Source organism: Bacillus sp. 105MF (assembly GCF_000374885.1).
In the GTDB taxonomy this organism is placed as follows: domain Bacteria; phylum Bacillota; class Bacilli; order Bacillales; family Bacillaceae_G; genus Bacillus_A; species Bacillus_A pseudomycoides.
The window spans coordinates 106,661-124,719 of sequence record NZ_KB895582.1 but is presented as its reverse complement, the minus strand read 5'-3'; the positions used below and the strand labels follow the sequence as shown (position 1 = coordinate 124,719).

Annotated in this window: 18 protein-coding genes and 1 pseudogene; 5 read left to right on the top strand and 14 right to left on the bottom strand. The window is 35.5% G+C overall.

From position 1 onward, the window contains the following. The first annotated feature begins 479 nt into the window (after positions 1-479). Positions 480-971, top strand: a complete 492-nt coding sequence (locus C564_RS0121905; protein ID WP_018766842.1) for a DinB family protein — start codon at positions 480-482, stop codon at positions 969-971. A gap of 173 nt (positions 972-1,144) precedes the next feature. Here C564_RS0121905 and C564_RS0121900 read toward each other — a convergent pair. Both C564_RS0121900 and C564_RS0121895 read right to left on the bottom strand, forming a co-directional pair. Continuing rightward, positions 1,145-1,657: pseudogene (locus C564_RS0121900) on the bottom strand (IS110 family transposase); the annotation flags it as partial. A 219-nt stretch (positions 1,658-1,876) separates the two neighbouring features. After that, positions 1,877-2,509, bottom strand: a complete 633-nt coding sequence (locus C564_RS0121895) for a type 1 glutamine amidotransferase family protein (RefSeq protein ID WP_018766840.1) — start codon at positions 2,507-2,509, stop codon at positions 1,877-1,879. Positions 2,510-2,836: 327 nt separating this feature from the next. On the opposite strand from C564_RS0121895, the gene C564_RS0121890 reads away from it, so the two are divergent. The 3 genes from C564_RS0121890 to C564_RS0121880 all read left to right on the top strand — a co-directional run bounded on the left by C564_RS0121890 (position 2,837) and on the right by C564_RS0121880 (position 4,872). Continuing rightward, positions 2,837-3,133, top strand: a complete 297-nt coding sequence (locus C564_RS0121890; RefSeq protein WP_018766839.1) for a hypothetical protein — start codon at positions 2,837-2,839, stop codon at positions 3,131-3,133. 149 nt (positions 3,134-3,282) lie between these two features. Further along, the gene (locus C564_RS35215; RefSeq protein ID WP_003209912.1) at positions 3,283-3,399 is read left to right on the top strand and encodes a YjcZ family sporulation protein; all 117 of its coding nucleotides are present in this window, start codon (positions 3,283-3,285) and stop codon (positions 3,397-3,399) included. Between the two features lie 363 nt (positions 3,400-3,762). Further along, complete coding sequence (locus C564_RS0121880) at positions 3,763-4,872, top strand: lactonase family protein (RefSeq protein ID WP_018766838.1); 1,110 nt, start codon at positions 3,763-3,765, stop codon at positions 4,870-4,872. A gap of 825 nt (positions 4,873-5,697) precedes the next feature. On the opposite strand, the gene C564_RS0121860 is transcribed toward C564_RS0121880, so the two are convergent. Together C564_RS0121860 and C564_RS0121855 are read right to left on the bottom strand one after the other, a co-directional pair. Next, positions 5,698-6,696: an HAAS signaling domain-containing protein gene (locus C564_RS0121860; RefSeq protein ID WP_018766835.1), complete on the bottom strand. Its 999-nt coding sequence runs from the start codon at positions 6,694-6,696 to the stop codon at positions 5,698-5,700. Beyond that, positions 6,683-7,030: a PadR family transcriptional regulator gene (locus C564_RS0121855; protein WP_003198521.1), complete on the bottom strand. Its 348-nt coding sequence runs from the start codon at positions 7,028-7,030 to the stop codon at positions 6,683-6,685. Before C564_RS0121855 ends, C564_RS0121860 begins: the two co-directional genes overlap by 14 nt. A 521-nt stretch (positions 7,031-7,551) precedes the next feature. On the opposite strand from C564_RS0121855, the gene C564_RS0121850 reads away from it, so the two are divergent. Further along, positions 7,552-8,316, top strand: coding sequence for a class I SAM-dependent methyltransferase (locus C564_RS0121850; RefSeq protein ID WP_018766834.1), 765 nt, complete (start codon positions 7,552-7,554; stop codon positions 8,314-8,316). Positions 8,317-8,576: 260 nt separating this feature from the next. Here C564_RS0121850 and C564_RS0121840 read toward each other — a convergent pair whose 3' ends face one another. The 10 genes from C564_RS0121840 to lepB all read right to left on the bottom strand — a co-directional run bounded on the left by C564_RS0121840 (position 8,577) and on the right by lepB (position 18,046). Then, complete coding sequence (locus C564_RS0121840) at positions 8,577-10,739, bottom strand: peptidoglycan D,D-transpeptidase FtsI family protein (protein WP_018766833.1); 2,163 nt, start codon at positions 10,737-10,739, stop codon at positions 8,577-8,579. Positions 10,740-10,951: 212 nt separating this feature from the next. Continuing rightward, positions 10,952-11,668 (bottom strand): NAD-dependent protein deacylase, encoded by a 717-nt coding sequence (locus C564_RS0121835; protein WP_018766832.1) that lies wholly within the window; start codon positions 11,666-11,668, stop codon positions 10,952-10,954. Positions 11,669-11,737: 69 nt separating this feature from the next. Then, on the bottom strand, positions 11,738-12,385 hold the full coding sequence (pcp, locus tag C564_RS0121830; RefSeq protein WP_018766831.1) for a pyroglutamyl-peptidase I: 648 nt from the start codon (positions 12,383-12,385) through the stop codon (positions 11,738-11,740). A gap of 15 nt (positions 12,386-12,400) precedes the next feature. Then, positions 12,401-13,363, bottom strand: a complete 963-nt coding sequence (locus C564_RS0121825; RefSeq protein WP_018766830.1) for a DUF979 domain-containing protein — start codon at positions 13,361-13,363, stop codon at positions 12,401-12,403. A gap of 1 nt (position 13,364) precedes the next feature. Continuing rightward, a complete protein-coding gene (locus C564_RS0121820) occupies positions 13,365-14,060 on the bottom strand; it encodes a DUF969 domain-containing protein (protein WP_003198508.1) in 696 nt (231 codons plus the stop codon). A gap of 20 nt (positions 14,061-14,080) precedes the next feature. Beyond that, positions 14,081-14,839, bottom strand: coding sequence for a 5-oxoprolinase subunit PxpA (gene pxpA / locus C564_RS0121815; RefSeq protein ID WP_018766829.1), 759 nt, complete (start codon positions 14,837-14,839; stop codon positions 14,081-14,083). Between the two features lie 20 nt (positions 14,840-14,859). Continuing rightward, entirely contained in the window at positions 14,860-15,849 is a 990-nt protein-coding gene (locus C564_RS0121810; protein ID WP_018766828.1) for a biotin-dependent carboxyltransferase family protein, read from the bottom strand. Further along, on the bottom strand, positions 15,846-16,553 hold the full coding sequence (gene pxpB, locus C564_RS0121805) for a 5-oxoprolinase subunit PxpB (RefSeq protein WP_003198503.1): 708 nt from the start codon (positions 16,551-16,553) through the stop codon (positions 15,846-15,848). Before pxpB ends, C564_RS0121810 begins: the two co-directional genes overlap by 4 nt. Next, positions 16,553-17,320 (bottom strand): IclR family transcriptional regulator, encoded by a 768-nt coding sequence (locus C564_RS0121800; protein WP_003198501.1) that lies wholly within the window; start codon positions 17,318-17,320, stop codon positions 16,553-16,555. The genes pxpB and C564_RS0121800 overlap by 1 nt, the downstream gene beginning before the upstream one ends. A gap of 171 nt (positions 17,321-17,491) precedes the next feature. Further along, on the bottom strand, positions 17,492-18,046 hold the full coding sequence (gene lepB, locus C564_RS0121795) for a signal peptidase I (RefSeq protein ID WP_018766827.1): 555 nt from the start codon (positions 18,044-18,046) through the stop codon (positions 17,492-17,494). Positions 18,047-18,059: the final 13 nt, after the last annotated feature.

Sequence of the window (18,059 nt, the reverse complement as noted above, 5' to 3'; positions counted from 1 at the left end):
TTTTTTTCGTCCTTTAAATATTAAAGATTTGGTTTACTCTTAACAGGGTGAATTCCGGCTCTTTTCTAATGTAATTTTTCTTCTTGCGATACAACACAAATGACATTGTGCTGCATGAAACACTCCTAACGTTGTTAAAATCACTTGTTTCTAAGTGGAAATTTATTTTAACCTAGGGGTGTACTCCATATTCATCAGCTTAAGAAAAATAAACGCCCTCAAAACGAAAAAATGAGCTGACTTCTCAAAGTAACAACCTGTAGAAAAAGAAAATGTTCATTTAGAGGGTATATTAAAACCTTAGCTTGATAGCGATATGGTAGGACCCCCTTATGAAAAAATAATGAAGGGATTAACTTAATATAAGAGAATTAATAGAACTAGGTAGTCGATTTATTACATTTGAGGCCTGAGTTTTACCACTACTTTGGTTTTTAACTTGAATAAATCAGAAAAAAATTATTAGGAGTGTGGAGAGCATGTTTCATGCAAAAGACGTCTTATCCGATCAATTATTAGCTAATGCTAATGATCCTAGCTGGTACCTTCCATTTTCTGACTCGGTCGAAAATTTGTCAGAGGAAGAAGCGTTTTGGAAGCCTAACGAAAATTGTAATAGTATTGCTGAAATTGTGCAGCACCTACTTTATTGGAATGAAACATGGCAAACTAGGTACCAAAAATCTCATGTTAATGCTGTACCTTCCATAGGTGATAATAATAAAAGTTTTATAATTCCCGAAAATAAAAGTTTTAGTGACTTAAAAGAAGAACTTTTAGAGGTGTTGTTACAATGGCAAGATTTATTAACGGAAGAAAAAGTTGAGAGTGCAGTAAATGGCTTCCCTGCACATGCGAAGTGGTGGGAGATACTTGGAAATGTATCTACTCATAACGCATATCACATTGGTCAAATCATCTTTATTCGAAAACTGCAAAATAGCTGGAAAGTGAATGTTGTTAAAGTGTAGTCATTTAAACATGTAGTTAATATTCATTAATTCAATTATACCAGCTAATATAAGTCAATACTTTTGGCTTAATATTGATTCATAAGTAATGGTACAATAAAAAAAGGCATGACAAAGAGACTTCAAAACAACAATTTGAAGTTTTTTTAATTAATGTAATTATTAGTTATTTTTTATACTATGAAATTCTCTTTATGCTTGAGAATGGCATAAATCCAATGTAATAGCTTGTTGGCGCAAGCTATTATCGCTACTTTGTGAGGTTTTCCCTCACTTCTTTTTTTGTTGTAAAACTCTCTGAGTTTGGTGTTTCGACTATTCGTTAATCCACACTGAACGGCTGTATATAAAGCTTGTCGTAGCTTGGAAGAGCCTCTTTTCGTGATGCAGTTTATGGTAGCTGTAAACTTACCTGATTGATAGATCCTGGGGTCAATTCCTGCATAGGCCACTAGCTTTTTAGGGTGACTAAACTGCTTGATCTCCCCGATTTCGGAGATGAGCGTAGCCGCAATCTTACATCCTACTCCCGGTATAGAACGGAGAATCTCATACTCTTCAAACTGCATGGCTAATTCATCAATCTCTTGCTCTAGGATGGATAGAAACTCTTTTTGTTGAAGAAGCATTTGGATGTACATCTTTAAGGTCACTAAATGGCTCTGATATAGGGTTTTCTTAAATGGGGTATCGTCAGGAAAATGCAGATTTACAACGTTAAGGAAATTTCAATATTAAAAAGAGATTGAGTTACCAGTTCTATTTATAACAACTTCAGGAGTGCTTTGTAATTTTTTTACTTCTATAAAGATTTTTAAGTTATACACAAAAACCATGCTTTGACATCGTCTAAAGCATGGTTTTTATTTGAACTAATATAAAACTGCTAAGTTGATTTTTTTAGCTCATCTATTTATTGAATTCATTAACTGGAAGAAGTATTCAGGGTTATGAGTCTTATTTAAGTTATACCATGCATGTAATGTATCAAGTGCAAATACATCTAATTTTTTCAGTACTTCCATCGTAAATTCCAGAGGTGCTACTCCTGATGCAGTAACCAAATTCTCACCAGATACCGCAGGTCTCATCTCATAAAATTTTTCTCCTTTATAATTAGGACAGACCATTTTAATATACTCTAAGTCATTGCTTGTGTGCTTTCTAAAATCTAAGTATCCCATATTCGCGAGGGCCTCAGTTGCACCACAAATTGCAGCAACAATAGTGCCAATCTTTAAGGCTTCATCAATTTTTTTTAAGATAGGTTGATGAATATCTTCTCTCCAAGTATTCCCTCCAGGTAAGACTAAAAGGTCTTTACTCTCAAGAGTACATTCATCAAGGGAAATATCTGGTTGTATGCTCAGCCCTCCCATCGTAGTAATACCTTCTTTATTCGTTCCTACTGTAACTACTTTTAAAGGTGCTACATCTTTTTTGAAATATCTTCCCGAGTTTAATTCAGCAATTAAATACCCATATTCCCAGTCTGACATTGTATTAAATACATAAAGATAAACCTTTTTTGTTTGCATCCAATAACACTCCTATCACTATTGATATAGCCTATTATAATATAACTTCCCTGACAGATAACGTCAGGGGAGTATATTACTTGATGAAATTTTATTAATTCCGATAGTTTTAATAAAGACTTATTGCACCATATGTCACCTCTAGGTTGGGAACATATTAATTTACTAGGAGAATACCATTTTAATTCGGAGAAAGTGGTCTCGTTAGATTCTTTAAGACCATTGAAACTTTCTTAACGTTGTTAAAAATGGGGGAATCGTCTTGAAAATGGGCTTAGCTTTGTAAATCCACATTTTCCTGACGCTACCCCATTTAGGAGTGAAATCATGGGTATTTTTGGTGCGAAAAATCCAAAAGCAATAACTGATAACAAATTCACATGGAAAAATAACGTAATTGAGATTACAGAGGATGGATATTTACTTACATCTGGAATTGTTGGGATTGTTCGTATCCCAGTTCGCCATATCGAAACAGTTACATACACAATGAATCCATTAAAACCATCTATAGACATAGATATAAATTTAATCGGTAAAGGTGTAGTCTTTGGTAAGATCATCGTGGGAATGGATTTGACAGATGAAGTCCAAGATTGGCTACTAGAAAGAATTGAAGAATAATACACGTATCTTGGCTGAACCACGTAAGGGTGTCTTTCTTTATTTCTTAAAGGACCTGCTCATATATTGTTTAAAAACATAAAGTAATGTGTATCCGTTAAAACACATGTGCATCCCAGTTGGCCCCTCTTACTCAAGGAGGAAATATTATGAGCTTTGGTGGTAGTTGTGGTGGTTTTGGTGGCGGATTCGCTTTACTAATTGTGCTGTTCATTCTATTAATCATTATTGGATGCAGCTGTTCAGGTGGCGGATTCGGTTGCTAGTTAAGATCAGGCACTCATTAGAGTGTCTTTTCTTTATGGGGTACAGTCAGGAAAATGCGGATTTACAACGATAAGCCTATCCCTCGATATAAATCTACTGTTTTAACAACGTTAAGATATTTGGGACAAGTTATATGAGACATTACGAAGCCTTTGTTCTCAAGATTTCACTCTTGCATCAATAGGGTTTACTCTATTGATGCAAGAGTGAAGGTTTCCACTTAAACTAACAGGGCAGGTTAGTGGGATAATTGGATGATAGTCCACATCTGTTTGTAAACGAATTTACATCCATTCGGGGAATTTTGGGAATTTAAAAGGCAAAAGAACCATATAAAATTATGAAAGGAGGATAGTCATAAAATGCAAATAATGAACAATTATCTTCGTGCACGTACGAGTATGGTGTACATGATGACCAATAATGAAGTAATGAATCAAATCATTGCCTTTTACATGGATATGAATGGAATGCTTACCTTTGTTGGTTCCTACCCAACTTATGGAAGAGGTACTGGTACAAAGGAAGTTTCCACTGCAACAGCAAACGATGGCATTGACCCCTTAGCATCACAAGGCGCTCTAACTTTGTCCCGTGATGGACGTTTCCTACTTGCAGTTAATGCAGGCAGCCATAGTATCAGTAGTTTTATCATAACTGATAGCGGAGCACCCGTTCTTGTGGATGTAAAGCCATCAGGAGGTGCTCAGCCCAATAGCGTTGATGTGTTTGGTAATCTTCTCTATGTCTCCAATGTAGGTCATGCTGCAAACAATTTCGCATCAAATATCACTGGTTTTCACATAGATGATAACGGAAGCCTTACTCCTATTTCCGGATCCACCCATTCTCTCAGTACCTTCAATGCTCAGCCGGCGCAGGTTCTCTTCACTCCGGATGGCAGTAAAATCGTTGTCTCCGAGCTTACATCAAACCATCTCAGTGTATTCCATGTAAATAAAAATGGTACGGTTACAGGACCAATCGTTAATGATTCTTACGGTCAAGGACCATTGGGCGCTTATTTTCTATCGTCTGGAATCCTCTTAGTTACAGAAGCAATTTCAAATGCGCTGTCATCTTATTCATTGAGCAACGACGGTATCATTCATGTGATCAGCGGGTCTGTACCAAACGGATATAAAACTGCTTGTTGGGTTGTAACAACGAGGGATGAACGTTTTGCCTACACTACCAACACCTTAAGCGGCACCATCTCCACCTACCGAATCGATCACAATGGAGCACTGTCGGTGGTAAGGGATATTACCAGTACACCGCCAGGTACAGCACCAGGTCTTCCGATGGATGTTGGAGTGAGTAAAGATGGACGGCATTTTTACACCCTTAACGGAAATCAGGGTACAGTGTCAGTATTTAATATCCAAGATGATGGTAGTCTAGTAAGATTGCAGGTTGCTGGCTGGACTAACTTTCCTTACTTTGGATCGCAAGGTTTAGCTGTTCTTTAATTCTATTGGATTCACCATACTGTGTAGAATAGAAAAATACAGGGGTTACTAAATACAAGGATGCCGACATACTGGTGGCTTTTGTTATGAGACAACATAATTGCCAGCAAGATTGTGAAGAAATGTACTTAAACAAACGGGTGGTTTAGTAAAAAAATAAATCCCAATTTTACATTTGTATTTCATAGATAAAATTAGGATTTTTATGCTTGGTATTTTAGCTTTCATTATTCTTTTAATGACATCACTTTATATAGTTATAATAATGAGAATCAAAAAATATACTTACGTTTTGCAAATAATAAAACATTGATACGAAAATCGATATTTTCAGGCTTTATTTTCTTTGTTTTATATACTTTATTAACACATTTATCTGGAGAAACAATTACCATGAGAGACCTTACTGGGAACAGTATAGGCAGCGTTTTTTTGGTCTATGCATGTATGGATATAGTAAATATAATAGTAAAAAAGCGGCAGAAGATGAACTATAATATTAATTCAAAACACCCTTCATTAGTCATTAATGAAAGGTGTGTTTTTATTTAAATTATCTTTATTGATGTAGTGATTAATCCTATTGCATTTTTTCTTTAATAATTGGTACCTGCTACATAATCATTAGGTTAAACTTTTATAATGCCCCCAAAACGAAATTTTGTGTCTTTTTTAGCAACGAAGTTCATTTTTATCGTTTTTGGAGCAACCCGCTCTATTAGGTTGATGGGCATGGGGTACAGTTCACCTGTACGCTAAGAATCCGACTTTTTTAAGGGATGGCTTGTTAAACTAAACCCCATTATTGTAATAGACGAATTCTGATTAATGAATTTTAGCCTTGCGGATACCATCAAATACACTGATTGCCGCAGATAACATAAAGAAGAAAATTGCACCGCCAACTATCCGCGATTCAAGTTGTTTAGTAGTAATAGTGAATAAATCAGCTGTATACGTAATAAAATCTTGGTTCATTACATTTAGATTCGTTACTATCACAATGAATACAATGGTTCCAATAAGCTGGAAAGCTGTATTAAATATTGCTATTCCTTTTGTCCATTGTCCCTTAATTAATTTATAAATAGATAATACTATTTCTAAACCGATTACAACAAGAACGATTGGCCAATACTGAAGCAATACATCCTGATTAAGAGCTGGAGCCGCAAAATCAAGTCCGTGTGTACTACTTCGATATATACCTACAAGATGATTTGCGTAAAAATAAACTGTTGCCCAAATAGCAGTCCATAATAAACTTCCAAATACTTCGAATTTCGTGATGACTTTTTTCTTAGGAATATAAGGTGTGTTTTTTAAATCATCAGCTGTCCATTTGGTAAACTTTGTTGTGAATGGGTGACTTCCTTTCGAATGATTTACTCGTTCAATAAGCGCGAAAACAAGTGTCAGCCAGAAAAAGACGTGCATACCTACTTCAACGATTCTCCCTATACAAAAACCAATAATATCAAAACCCACATTAATTACTGCTTCTTCGCCATGATACCCTATAAAATATTCGGGAATGATCGAGATTAGAGAAATAATAGCAGCAATCGGTAAAATCATTTTTAATAACGTAACATATGTCTCAAAATAGTGAGGACCAATAAGATGCATTGGTTGATCGTGGTATTTACTAGCTAATATAGCGGGATTCCCTAATGTTTCAAGGACCCCTTTTATATTTTTTTCACTGTAATCATCAAGTAACATATCCTCAATGGTTGATCTTAACTCGAGAGCAATATCTTCACGATTTTTTTCAGGCAGTCTTCGAGTCACTTCTTGTATATAAATCTCAATTAGATTCATCATCTTTCTCCCCTTTTAACACTTCTAAGAGTTTTTTAGAATTGTCCATCCATTCCCTTTTTAACTGTAAAAAAATCTCCAAACCATATTCGCTTAGAACATAGTACTTACGCGGTCTACTCTCAGATGTATCCCAACTACTTGTTACTAACTCTTGTTTTTCTAAGCGGCGTAGCAATGGATATAAAGTACTTTGATCAATGTTAATACCTGACTGTTCCAACAATTGAACAAGTGAATATCCGTACTGGGGCTTTTGTAATTGACTTAAAACAGCTAACGTTAAAGTTCCTCTCCTAAGCTCTGTCGTTAATGAATTCAATAAAGTATTCATTCATCCACCTCTTTTCTTGGTGTATGTTATACGGTATATGTTTTATACTATGCGTCATACGCCATTATTGTTCCAACATCAATGTAAAAAAATAATTCGGTAAGAAACACATAAAAATACAATATTTTTCGAATTATATTTAGGCTAAAATAAAAAGAATCCACAAATTAGGTAGTCTAAAACGTGGATTCCTTTATTGGTGTTGGCTTAAGTATATTTCTTCGCAATCTCTTCTCTATCCTAACATATATATCCAATCTAGTTTCCTTAAAAAGTACCGAAAACGGCCTTTTATGGGACCTTATTTATTACCACTGTACAGCTACATCTATTTTATTTTTTACTTTTAGAAGGTATTATACTCATAAATCTAGAAGGTAAAACAACATACTTTTGCCAGGAGTGATTTCATATGAAAATACTAGAACATGAAACGTAACAACCGTATATTGTAATTAGAGGTCCTCCTCCTGTTTATTATATTCATCCTATTTTGAATATAGTAAACAGGAGGATTTAACATGAAGAATGATAAATTATTTTTCACCTTATTAGAAAATGCAAACGCAAGCTTTACTGGATGGGATTTTTCCTTTATTACAGAAACTGATCGTATGAAGAGTCAATTACTTTCTTGGTCCTACGGTAGCATGGCTTTTTCCCTTATTCAAAACACGAATTCTATGCTTGATATGGGAACAGGTGGTGGAGAATTCTTATCCATGTTAAGACCATTCCCTCCTTCTATTTATGCGACTGAAGGGTATTCTCCAAATATCCCATTAGCAAAAAAGAATTTAGAACCTTTAGGTGTAAAGGTTGTAGAAGTAACCAATGATGAGACTTTACCATTTGATGATGGACAATTCGATTTGATTTTAAATCAACACGAATCCTACTCTGTTTCCGAAGTAAAAAGGATCCTTTCTCCAAATGGCATCTTTCTTACGCAGCAAGTAGGTGGCTTAGATTGTGCGGAAATCAATGAAGCACTAGGAGCACCACTCAATTCTGAATTTACAAATTGGAATTTAGAAACTGCTCTAAGTGAACTCGAGCAACATGGTTTTAAAGTTTTAACATATAAAGAAGAGTTTCCCGTTCAAAGGTTTTATGATATCAGTGCTCTCGTCTATTATTTACAAGCAATTCCTTGGCAAGTGCCTGATTTTGAAACTGAAACATATGTAAATGAATTGTACAAAATACATCAACTTATCCTACAAAAAGGGTATTTTGATGTGAAACAACACCGTTTTTTTATTAAAACGATAAGAATATCATAATAAAAGAGTCCTAACAGGTATGCTCCATTACCTTTTAGGACTCTTTTTCGGATGAATTGTTATTCTAAGATCTTAGCTTTAGAAAAAGGATAATACACAAATTCTACTTTACACAATGTAAAAGACTGAATCATAACAATTATAACGAATACAAGCAAAATAAGTTTGTCCCACTCTTTTCTAGTAATCTGCTCCATGACTTTCCTTCATCCCCTAAAATGCCTCACTGTCCTGTTATTCTATGTAAATGTAAAAATCTTTTATTGCTGTTTATTCGGCTGTTCCATAGGCACTGGATTTCCACCCACTCTTTTCACTTTCAAATCAAAATATGCGTCTAAAATTTCTCTTCCAATTTTAGAATTAATCCCTGATTTATCATCGTTTACCCATGGTACAACAACAGAAAATGCCACTTCTGGATCAGAGTCATAAGGTGCGTAACCAGCTAAGGTTAAATTATAACACTTTTTTCTATCTCCATTTTCATCCTTACCTATATTACTATCACCACCATACACTGTTTCTGCTGTTCCTGTTTTTCCAGCAGGCTTATACGGTAGATTTTGAAAGTGTGCTACACCGGTTCCATCGCCTTCTTGAAACACTTTCTTAAATCCTTCTTTCACTTGATTAATATAGGATATGTCCATGTCTACACGATTTAAGATGACCGGTTCCATTGATTGAACTACCTTACCTATATCCTCAGCTTTATTCGGTTGCTCTCTAATTTCTTGTACAATTTGTGGTTTCATACGATAACCACCATTCGCAATCGTCGAAATATATTGCGCAAGCTGAAGCGGTGTATACGTATCATATTGACCGATTGAATAATCAAGTAAGAATCCTGGTGTATTATCTTTTCTTCCACGTTGTCCCGCAGTCTCATTGGGTAGATCAATCCCCGTTGGAACGCCTAAACCAAATTGCCCAAAATGATAACGCATTTTATTAAAAACTTCTTGTTTCACATTTAACGGACTATTCGGTACGTAATCAATCCCCGCAATCTTTAAAGCTGTGTTAAACATATATACGTTAGAAGATACTTGTAAAGCTCTGACATCATCAATATCACCAAAATCTTTCCATGATTTCTTTGCTTTTGTTGTCCCTTTAAATGTCATCGGTGCATCGTAAAAATGAGTAAATGGTTTGATCGCACCCGTTTGATAACCTGTTAGTAGCGTAGCTCCCTTGACTGTTGAACCTAATTCATATGAACTTGTCATTGTACCAAGGGCATAATCCTCTACTTGAATATTTCCATCTTTATTTACTAGTTTTTTTCCTGAAATTGACAAAAGTTGTCCATTTTTAGGATTCATCATTACCACAAAGGCACGATCCAACATTGGTTCTACAGCTTTGAACGCCATTAAGTTTTTTTCAATGCTTTCCTCAACTTTCTTTTGCAATTCCATATCAATTGTTAGCATTAAATTATTGCCACTTCTCCCTTTCGTAATTTGTTCAGTACGAAGTATTTTCCCTTCTTTATCTGTAATATTTTTCGATTGCGCTTTCATACCATGTAGGGCGTCTTCGTATTGCCTTTCAATATAACTCTTTCCAACCCGATCATTGCGGTTATAATCACGAACTAAATAATAATCTAATTGCTCTTTCGGTAGTCCTTCATCAGCACTTGAAACGTTTCCAAGTACTGAACGAAGTATTTTATCATATGGATACTCACGTTCCCAATCTACGGTCGTATCCACACCTGGAAGATTTGCTAAATTTTCACTAATTACTGCATATTCTTCTGGTTTTACATCTTTTTTTATTATTTTAGGAGTCATATTATATCCTGCATTCATTTTACTTTTAATAGCTAATACTTCTATATCTTGTGGGGTAAGTTCATTTAACTCTTCCGCTGTAATTCGCTCACGTCTAATTTCTTCCACCTTTTTATCTAATTCTTTTCCCTCTATTTTTTTTGCTCTTAATTTATTTTCATCCTCCTTTGTAACCTTTTCTGCTGCACGTTTCTTATGTAATTGCATCCAAAAATCTTTCTTATCTACCTCGGTTAACTTATTTATAGCCTCCTGCGGCATTTCAATCATCTTCGCAAGTTGTCTTGCCGTATTTAAAATCTCTTCTGAATTAACACCTTTCATTTTTGTATATGTAATTGTCCGTAATGGTTTATTATCAACAATCGAGTGGCCTTCTCGATCAAAAATTTTCCCACGTGGAACGGGAGTACTAACCGTTAAATCTCCCTTTTTTTCCACCTCATTTTTATAAGTCTCACCATCAATAATTTGAACCTTACCTAATTGAACAATAACAGTTGAAAACATAAGAAATACAAAGAAAAACAACACATTTAATCGGAAAGGAATATGGGTTTTCTTTTTCCGTTTCTTTTTCTGTTCTTTCTTTTTCTGTTCTTTCTTTTTCATTATGCTCTCCTCTTTCTATGGTCTAAAGTATCTTTATCTTATAAATAACAAAAATTAAACCATACTTTCTCATCCGGATATAAAAATCTCCTCTATTAATAATATTAAAGCACATAGATAATATAATTTATAGTGTTTTTAAAGAAAATTAAGAAAATTTAAACTCCAAAAAACCGAGATAAATACCTCTTATCTCGGTTTTCCTACATCATTTAAAATCGATCCACAAACTGCCCGATTTTTTGCTGAAAGATATAATCAAAATAATACTCTTGACCCGTTAACTCTTCATTCACTAAAATAGTCGTTGTCCCTACTTCTCTTTTTGCAATTTGCGGGAACGATGCAACCGGCTGCACTTTTAATGAGGTTCCCATAACAAGTAATACATCCGTTTCATATAAACGCTGTATTGCATTTTGATATTGTGGTAATGTATCACCATATAAAACGACATCTGGATTTAAAATAAAATTACATGTTTCACATCGTGGTACCTCATGGTCTATCATATATTGCAAATCATATTTCGTTTTGCATTTTGGACAATGAGCCGTTTGGAGTGTACCATGCAAATCTATCACATGCTTACTTCCTCCTAATTGGTGCAGACCATCAATGTTTTGTGTTAACACCACAATATCTTTTCCTTGCTCTTCTATACTTGCTAAAAATTGATGCCCACGGTTTGGTTTGTATTGATGGAATGTATTAATTTGAAATATTTCTTTGTAATGCTTCCAAAATTCTTTTGGATTACGGTTATAATATCCTCTAGATAAGTACATTTCAACTTTAGCATCTGCATATAAACCATTGGCTGAGCGAAAATCAGGAATGCCACTTTCTGTACTTGCACCAGCACCTGTTAATACCGTTATCTTATTTGCTTTTTCTATAACAGAACGAACTTCTTCATATTGCTGCATTGCTCTCACCTCTATGTATAATCCTTCCTTTATTATAACATTTGTCCATAGCAGGTGTTGTACTTTTGTTTAGTGTGTGGTCCCGCCACATTCTATAATATCCATTTCTACCTCTAATGCGACCCGTACCAATAATTCAATTCCAGTTGTAATAGTTGAAAGCGACATACTCGGTTGTCCAGGATGCTTACTTGCTTGCTCTGGCAAAAACGGAATATGTATAAAACCACCACGAGCCCCGTTTTCACTTTTTGCTAAAATGTCCATAAGTCCATAAAAGAGATGATTACAAACAAATGTACCTGCAGTTTGAGAAACAGAAGCAGGTATTCCTTCTTCCCGAAGTTTTTTTACAGTAGCTTTTATAGGAAGTGTAGACCAATACGCAACGGGCCCCCCTTCTACAATAGATACATCAACCGGTTGGTTTCCTTCATTGTCAGTGATTCTTGCATCGTCTACATTTATTGCAACTCGTTCCACTGTAATATCTGGACGTCCTCCTGCTTGCCCGATACATATAACAAGCTCCGGTTCTATTTCTTCCATATAAGACTTTAACGCTTGTAATGATTTATAAAACACAGTTGGAACTTGTTTACTAACAATCTTGTAATCTCCAAAGCTTTGTCCATCAAGCTGCTTTACAACTTCCCAGGCAGGATTAATCTCCTCTCCACCAAAAGGTTCGAATCCTGTTAACAATACTGTCTTCATCATTCCCACTCCTTACTAAAATCGATATACGAGCCCATACATGATGAACATATTAATAACAAAAATGGTAATAGCAATTGGTGCTTGGGCTTTAATTACCGCATTTTTATCTTTTAATTCTAATAGCATCGCTGGTACAATATTAAAATTTGCAGCCATTGGTGTTATCAATGTACCGCAGTACCCTGCAAACATTCCAAGTGCGGCCATGATCGCTGGATTACCACCATGCATTTGAACGATAAGCGGTAAACCAATTCCTCCTGTAATAACAGCAAATGCGGCAAAGGCATTCCCCATTACAACTGTAAACAACATCATACCTAAACAATATGCCATAACAGCAACGAATGGATACTCTGTTGGCAATACTTGTCCTACTAAATCTGAGACAACTTGACCCACACCAGACTTTGCAAAAATACCGCCAAGCGCAGCTAACATTTGTGGTAAAATAACTGCCCAGCCGACAGCTTGTAATAATCTGCTTCCCTCTTGTACAGGCGCTGTTATTTTTGCTTTTGTGATTCCCATCGCTGCTACAAAAGCAAGCAATGCCCCAAGAGCTAATGCAATTAATGTGACTTTCTCAGGATCAACAAGAAATACATTTCCAAACTTTAGCTTTCCTAAAGTTAAAGTACCAATAATCGTAAAAATAGGAATTAAAATAGCGGGCATAAAAATTTTATTTCTCAGTTTTTCTGCATGTTTCACTCGTTCTTCAGTAGGTGCTTCTTTTTCATTGGACTTCGTTACTTTATTCAATGATGCTAAAATGACCATTGCTAATACAATACAACCGATATAAAATGATGGAATCATATTTCCAAATAAAAATGTAATAGAAAATAATGCCCAAAATAAACTAGAACCAAAGCGATTTGGATGTTGGCAATCAAAAGCGACACGAATCGCGACAAAGGCAACAATAATACCTAATAAATAATAGATTGTATCAAGTGTAATAATATTCATCCTATATCGCCTCCTTTTGTTGGCTTTCTTCTTTTTTCATCGTTTTTTCAATATACTTATCGAATTGTTTAAAACGAATCCAACTTACAATAAAAGCTGAGATTGCCGTAGGAATTCCCCAAAGCGCCATATCCCACACACCAACATGCATTCCTACAGAATCAAAGAATCCTTTCATTAATAGAATCGCTCCTGTTGCAATAAAAATATCTTCACCAAAAAACCATGCCGTATTTTCAGCTGCCGCTGCATTCGCTTTAATCTTTTCTTTTAATTTTTCTGGTAGTTTTCCATAACGTCCATGAGCTGCACCTTCTGCCATCGGTGCAACAAGAGGCCTTACTGTTTGAGCATGTCCCCCAATATTTAGTCCTACCGCTGCCGAAGCCTCACGAATTGTAAAATATGACATTAATACTCTACCAGTCGTTGCTCCCTTAGATTTTGATATCAATGCTTCTGCACGTTCCTTCAGTCCATATCGTTCTAAAATTCCAATTACAGGCAAAGTTAATAATATTGGCATAGACATATATCGGTTTTCTATAAAAAACTTTCCAAACATACTTATGACATCATAAAAACTCATCCCCGCAACCATACCAGTAACAATTCCTGCAACCATTACAACCAATAACGTATTAAGGCGAAATAAAAATCCAACAGCTACAAGCAATATTCCAATTAGTTTCAACATCTATGTATCTCCTCCTTATTCTACTTTGGTGCACAAATAGAAATATCATTTAATCTAAATGTTCTGTATATTCTTTCTGCAAATTGAACTGCATGCTCACCATCACCGTGTATGCAAATTGTTTGTGCATCGATATTGATAATCTTTCCACCAACTGCTTTTACATTTCTTTCCTTAACCATCTGCAACACTTGTTCAATTGCTATATCTTCATTTTTTATGAGTGCATTTTCTTCTGTTCGGCTTGTTAATGTTCCATCTAATTGATACGTACGATCGGCAAATGCTTCCTGCACGAGTTTCAGTTCATATTTTTCAGCTGCTTGTATAAATTTACTTTTCGTTAATCCATACAGAAATAAATCTGGATTTATATGATAAATTGCTTTTGCAATTGCATCCGCAATCTCTTGATCAGTGGCTCCCATATTATAAAGTGCACCGTGCGGTTTTACATGGTGCATTCTTCCTCCTGCCGCTCTTATAAATCCATCTAATGCCCCTATTTGATATAAAGCATAATCATAGACCTCTTCTGGTGAAATATACATCATTCTTCTACCAAATCCAATTAAGTCCGGAAACCCTGGATGTGCTCCTATTTCCACATTGTGGTACAACGCTTTTTCAACAGTTTGACGCATGACAGTTGGATCACCAGCATGAAAACCGCATGCAATATTTACTGATGAAACAAACGGAAGAATTTTATCATCGTTTCCTATCTTATATGCACCAAAGCCTTCTCCTAAATCACAATTTAAGTCAACGGTAACCATACGCTATCTCTCCTCCTGCTTTACGCTTGTAAAGCGATGAACTTCTTTAATAGATTCATATTTTGTTCTTGCTCGATGTAAAGCTCCGTCGCTTCTGTTATAGAAGTCTTTGCAAACGTGACATAATCACCTGGTTTCAATTGCGCAAGAATAGGTAAATCAACTGATATGACATTACCAATTAACGGATATCCACCTGTCGTTTGTCTATCTGCCATTAAGATGATTGGATGACCACCAGATGGCACTTGAATTGTTCCAAATGTAACTGCACTTGATAGAATCTCAGATTGTTCTATTCTTTTTAATTTTTCACCTTCAAATCGATAGCCCATACGGTCAGCATAATTGGAAACTTTATATTCCTTTGTAAAAAACGACTCTAAACTCTCACTCTTAAATTGATCCCATTCAAAACCTGGAATAACACGAATGATTGGGCTGCGACTATATTTGGGTAGAACAGGATTACATATACCCCAACGTGTTTCTATTCTGTCTTCATCCATCAATTTCTTTATCATACAAGTAGCAAATTTTGATGGTGTACCAATTTGAAAAAGGTCGCCCTTTTTAAGCGCTCGTCCTTCTAGTCCACCTATAGCTGCTTTTACATATGTACTTTTGCTTCCCATACTACTTGCAACATCAATTCCACCTGCAAATGTCACATATGTCCTACACCCAAACTGCGTCTTCCCGAAGCAAAGCATGCTACCTTCTTTCGCTAAAACTGGTCGCCACAATGGAATGGGTTCTCCGTTTAACAGAGGCTCCATATTCGCACCACCAATTGCTAGCAATGTCGTTTTCTTTATAAGAAGCTTTGGTCCCATCATTGTAATTTCTAATCCAGCTTCATCCTCTTCATTTCCAACTAACATATTTATCATTCTTAATGCTGTCTGATCCATAGCACCGCCAACAGGCACACCATATTGTTGATAGTGATACCTTCCTAAATCTTGAACAGTTGTAAACATCCCAGCATGTAAAACCTCAACATTCATTTCCTAGCTCCCTCCATAACCAGGTACTCTTCCTCTGTTATTGGGATAAAACGTAAATACATTCCGCTCTGCACATATGTAGGCTTTTCTTCATTTGGCTGAAACAACGCAATCGGTGTTCGGCCAATAATATTCCAGCCGCCTGGTGTTTCTAATGGATATATTCCAGTTTGACTTCCACCAATTCCAACTGAACCAGGTGTTATTTGTAGACGTGGTGTTTGTTTTCTAGGTGTTTCTAGCTCTTTGGGCATACCACCCAAATACGGAAAGCCTGGTGTAAATCCTAACATATAAACAAAATAAGTCACTTCACTATGAAGACGAATCACCTCATTTGCACATAACCCATGATACGCCGCAACTTCTTCTAAATCAGGTCCATATTTCCCGCCATAACAAACTGGAATTGAAATACAATCATATTGTTTTTGTGTTTTATTTTGATTATGACTAAACAATCGATTCATGTATTCACATACAAACTCATACGGTACTACCTTTCTTTCATTTTCCCTCCATAACTTATATACATCATAGTAAACCGTTAAAGAAGTAAAAGAAGGTACACACTCAACCATTCCAAGAAATGGATTTCCCTTTAATAGTCGATGTAAATTTTGCACACTTTCATATATATCCAAATCAATTTTTTCTCCAAACGTAACAACAACTGCTTGATCCCCTAGTGCTGAAAATTTCATCATATACCTTCCTTTTCACCTATCCAGCCAAGTTCTTTCGAAATTTGATGCGCTGTTTCTTTTACTTTTGTAATAAAGTTTGGAATTGTCGATTCATTATACTCTATTTCTAATCCCGAAATACTAATACCAGCTATTACACTACCATCACTTGCAAAAATAGGGGCTGCAATTGCAGCTGTATGATTCTCAAGTTCCGAATAACTTATCGTATATCCTTCTCTTTTAGCCTTACATAATAGGCTTTGCAACTCTTCTTTATCCACTATCGTTCCATCTGCAAATCGTTGTAATTGCACTTTTTCTATATACTGCATTTGATCGTCTTCCGAAAAATACGAAAGTAAAATACGCGGACATGCTCCGGCATATAAAGGAGCTCGCCGTCCTATCTCTGTGTATACTCTTACTGGTTGATCTCCATCCATTTTTTCAATATAAATTGCCTCATTCGCATCTTGAATAATTAAATTGACAGCTTGACCAAGAGAGTCTCTAAGCTTTTTCATATATGGCTTTGCAATATTTCGTACTGACAATCGCTTCGAAACGAGTTGACCGAACCTTAAAAATACTAATCCAAGCCTATATGTTCCCCTTGTTGTCTTTTGTAAAAAGCCCATTTCTTCAAGTGAACCAATTAAACGGTATACAGATGTTTTAGGCATTCCCGTCTGATGAACCATTTCCGTTAACGTTAGCTCTTCATGTCCATAAAATAGTTCTAAAATATCCATCGTCTTTACTGCCGTTTTATTTACACTCATCTTAGCTCCCCTAAGTTCCGTAATTCGGAACAACAATTCCGTTTTTTGAAACAAATATATAATTTAAAATTATAAAATATTCTTTCTATTTAAACAATATTTTTCTCAAATAAAAAAAGCATTGAAAGTAAAATTCAATGCTTTTTTAACGCGTATACGTAAACTCTCTCTTTAATGCAATGCTCTCACTTGTTGCAACGGCCAAAATACCGCTTCACCTTTTCCGACAATTTGATCTTCAGAAACAAAACCAAACATGCGACTATCTTTTGAAACTTGACGATTATCTCCTAACACAAACACTTGACCTTCTGGAACTTTTGTTTTCCCAGTTTTTTGTTCTAATGTAAAATCAGGAGTTAAATTCCCTTTCGATACCTCGTCCTTATAATCTGCTAAATATGGTTCATCAACCGCTTTTCCATTCACGTACAATACGTCGTTTTTATATTCAATCGTATCTCCTGGTAAGCCAATTACTCGCTTCACTAAATCATATCCTTCTTTTCCATGAAAAACAATAATATCAAAACGATTTAATCCTTGTACATTAAAACCAATTTTATTTACAAGTACACGCTCGTTATTTTCTAAAGTAGGCATCATAGACTCACCTTGTACGAGTGAAGGAGTAAATAAAATACCACGTACAATTAAAGCGATTCCTAGTGTAATCCCTATTGTTTTAACCCATGAAACGATTTCTTTTTTCTTGCTTTTCTCCATCTTTTTCCCTCTT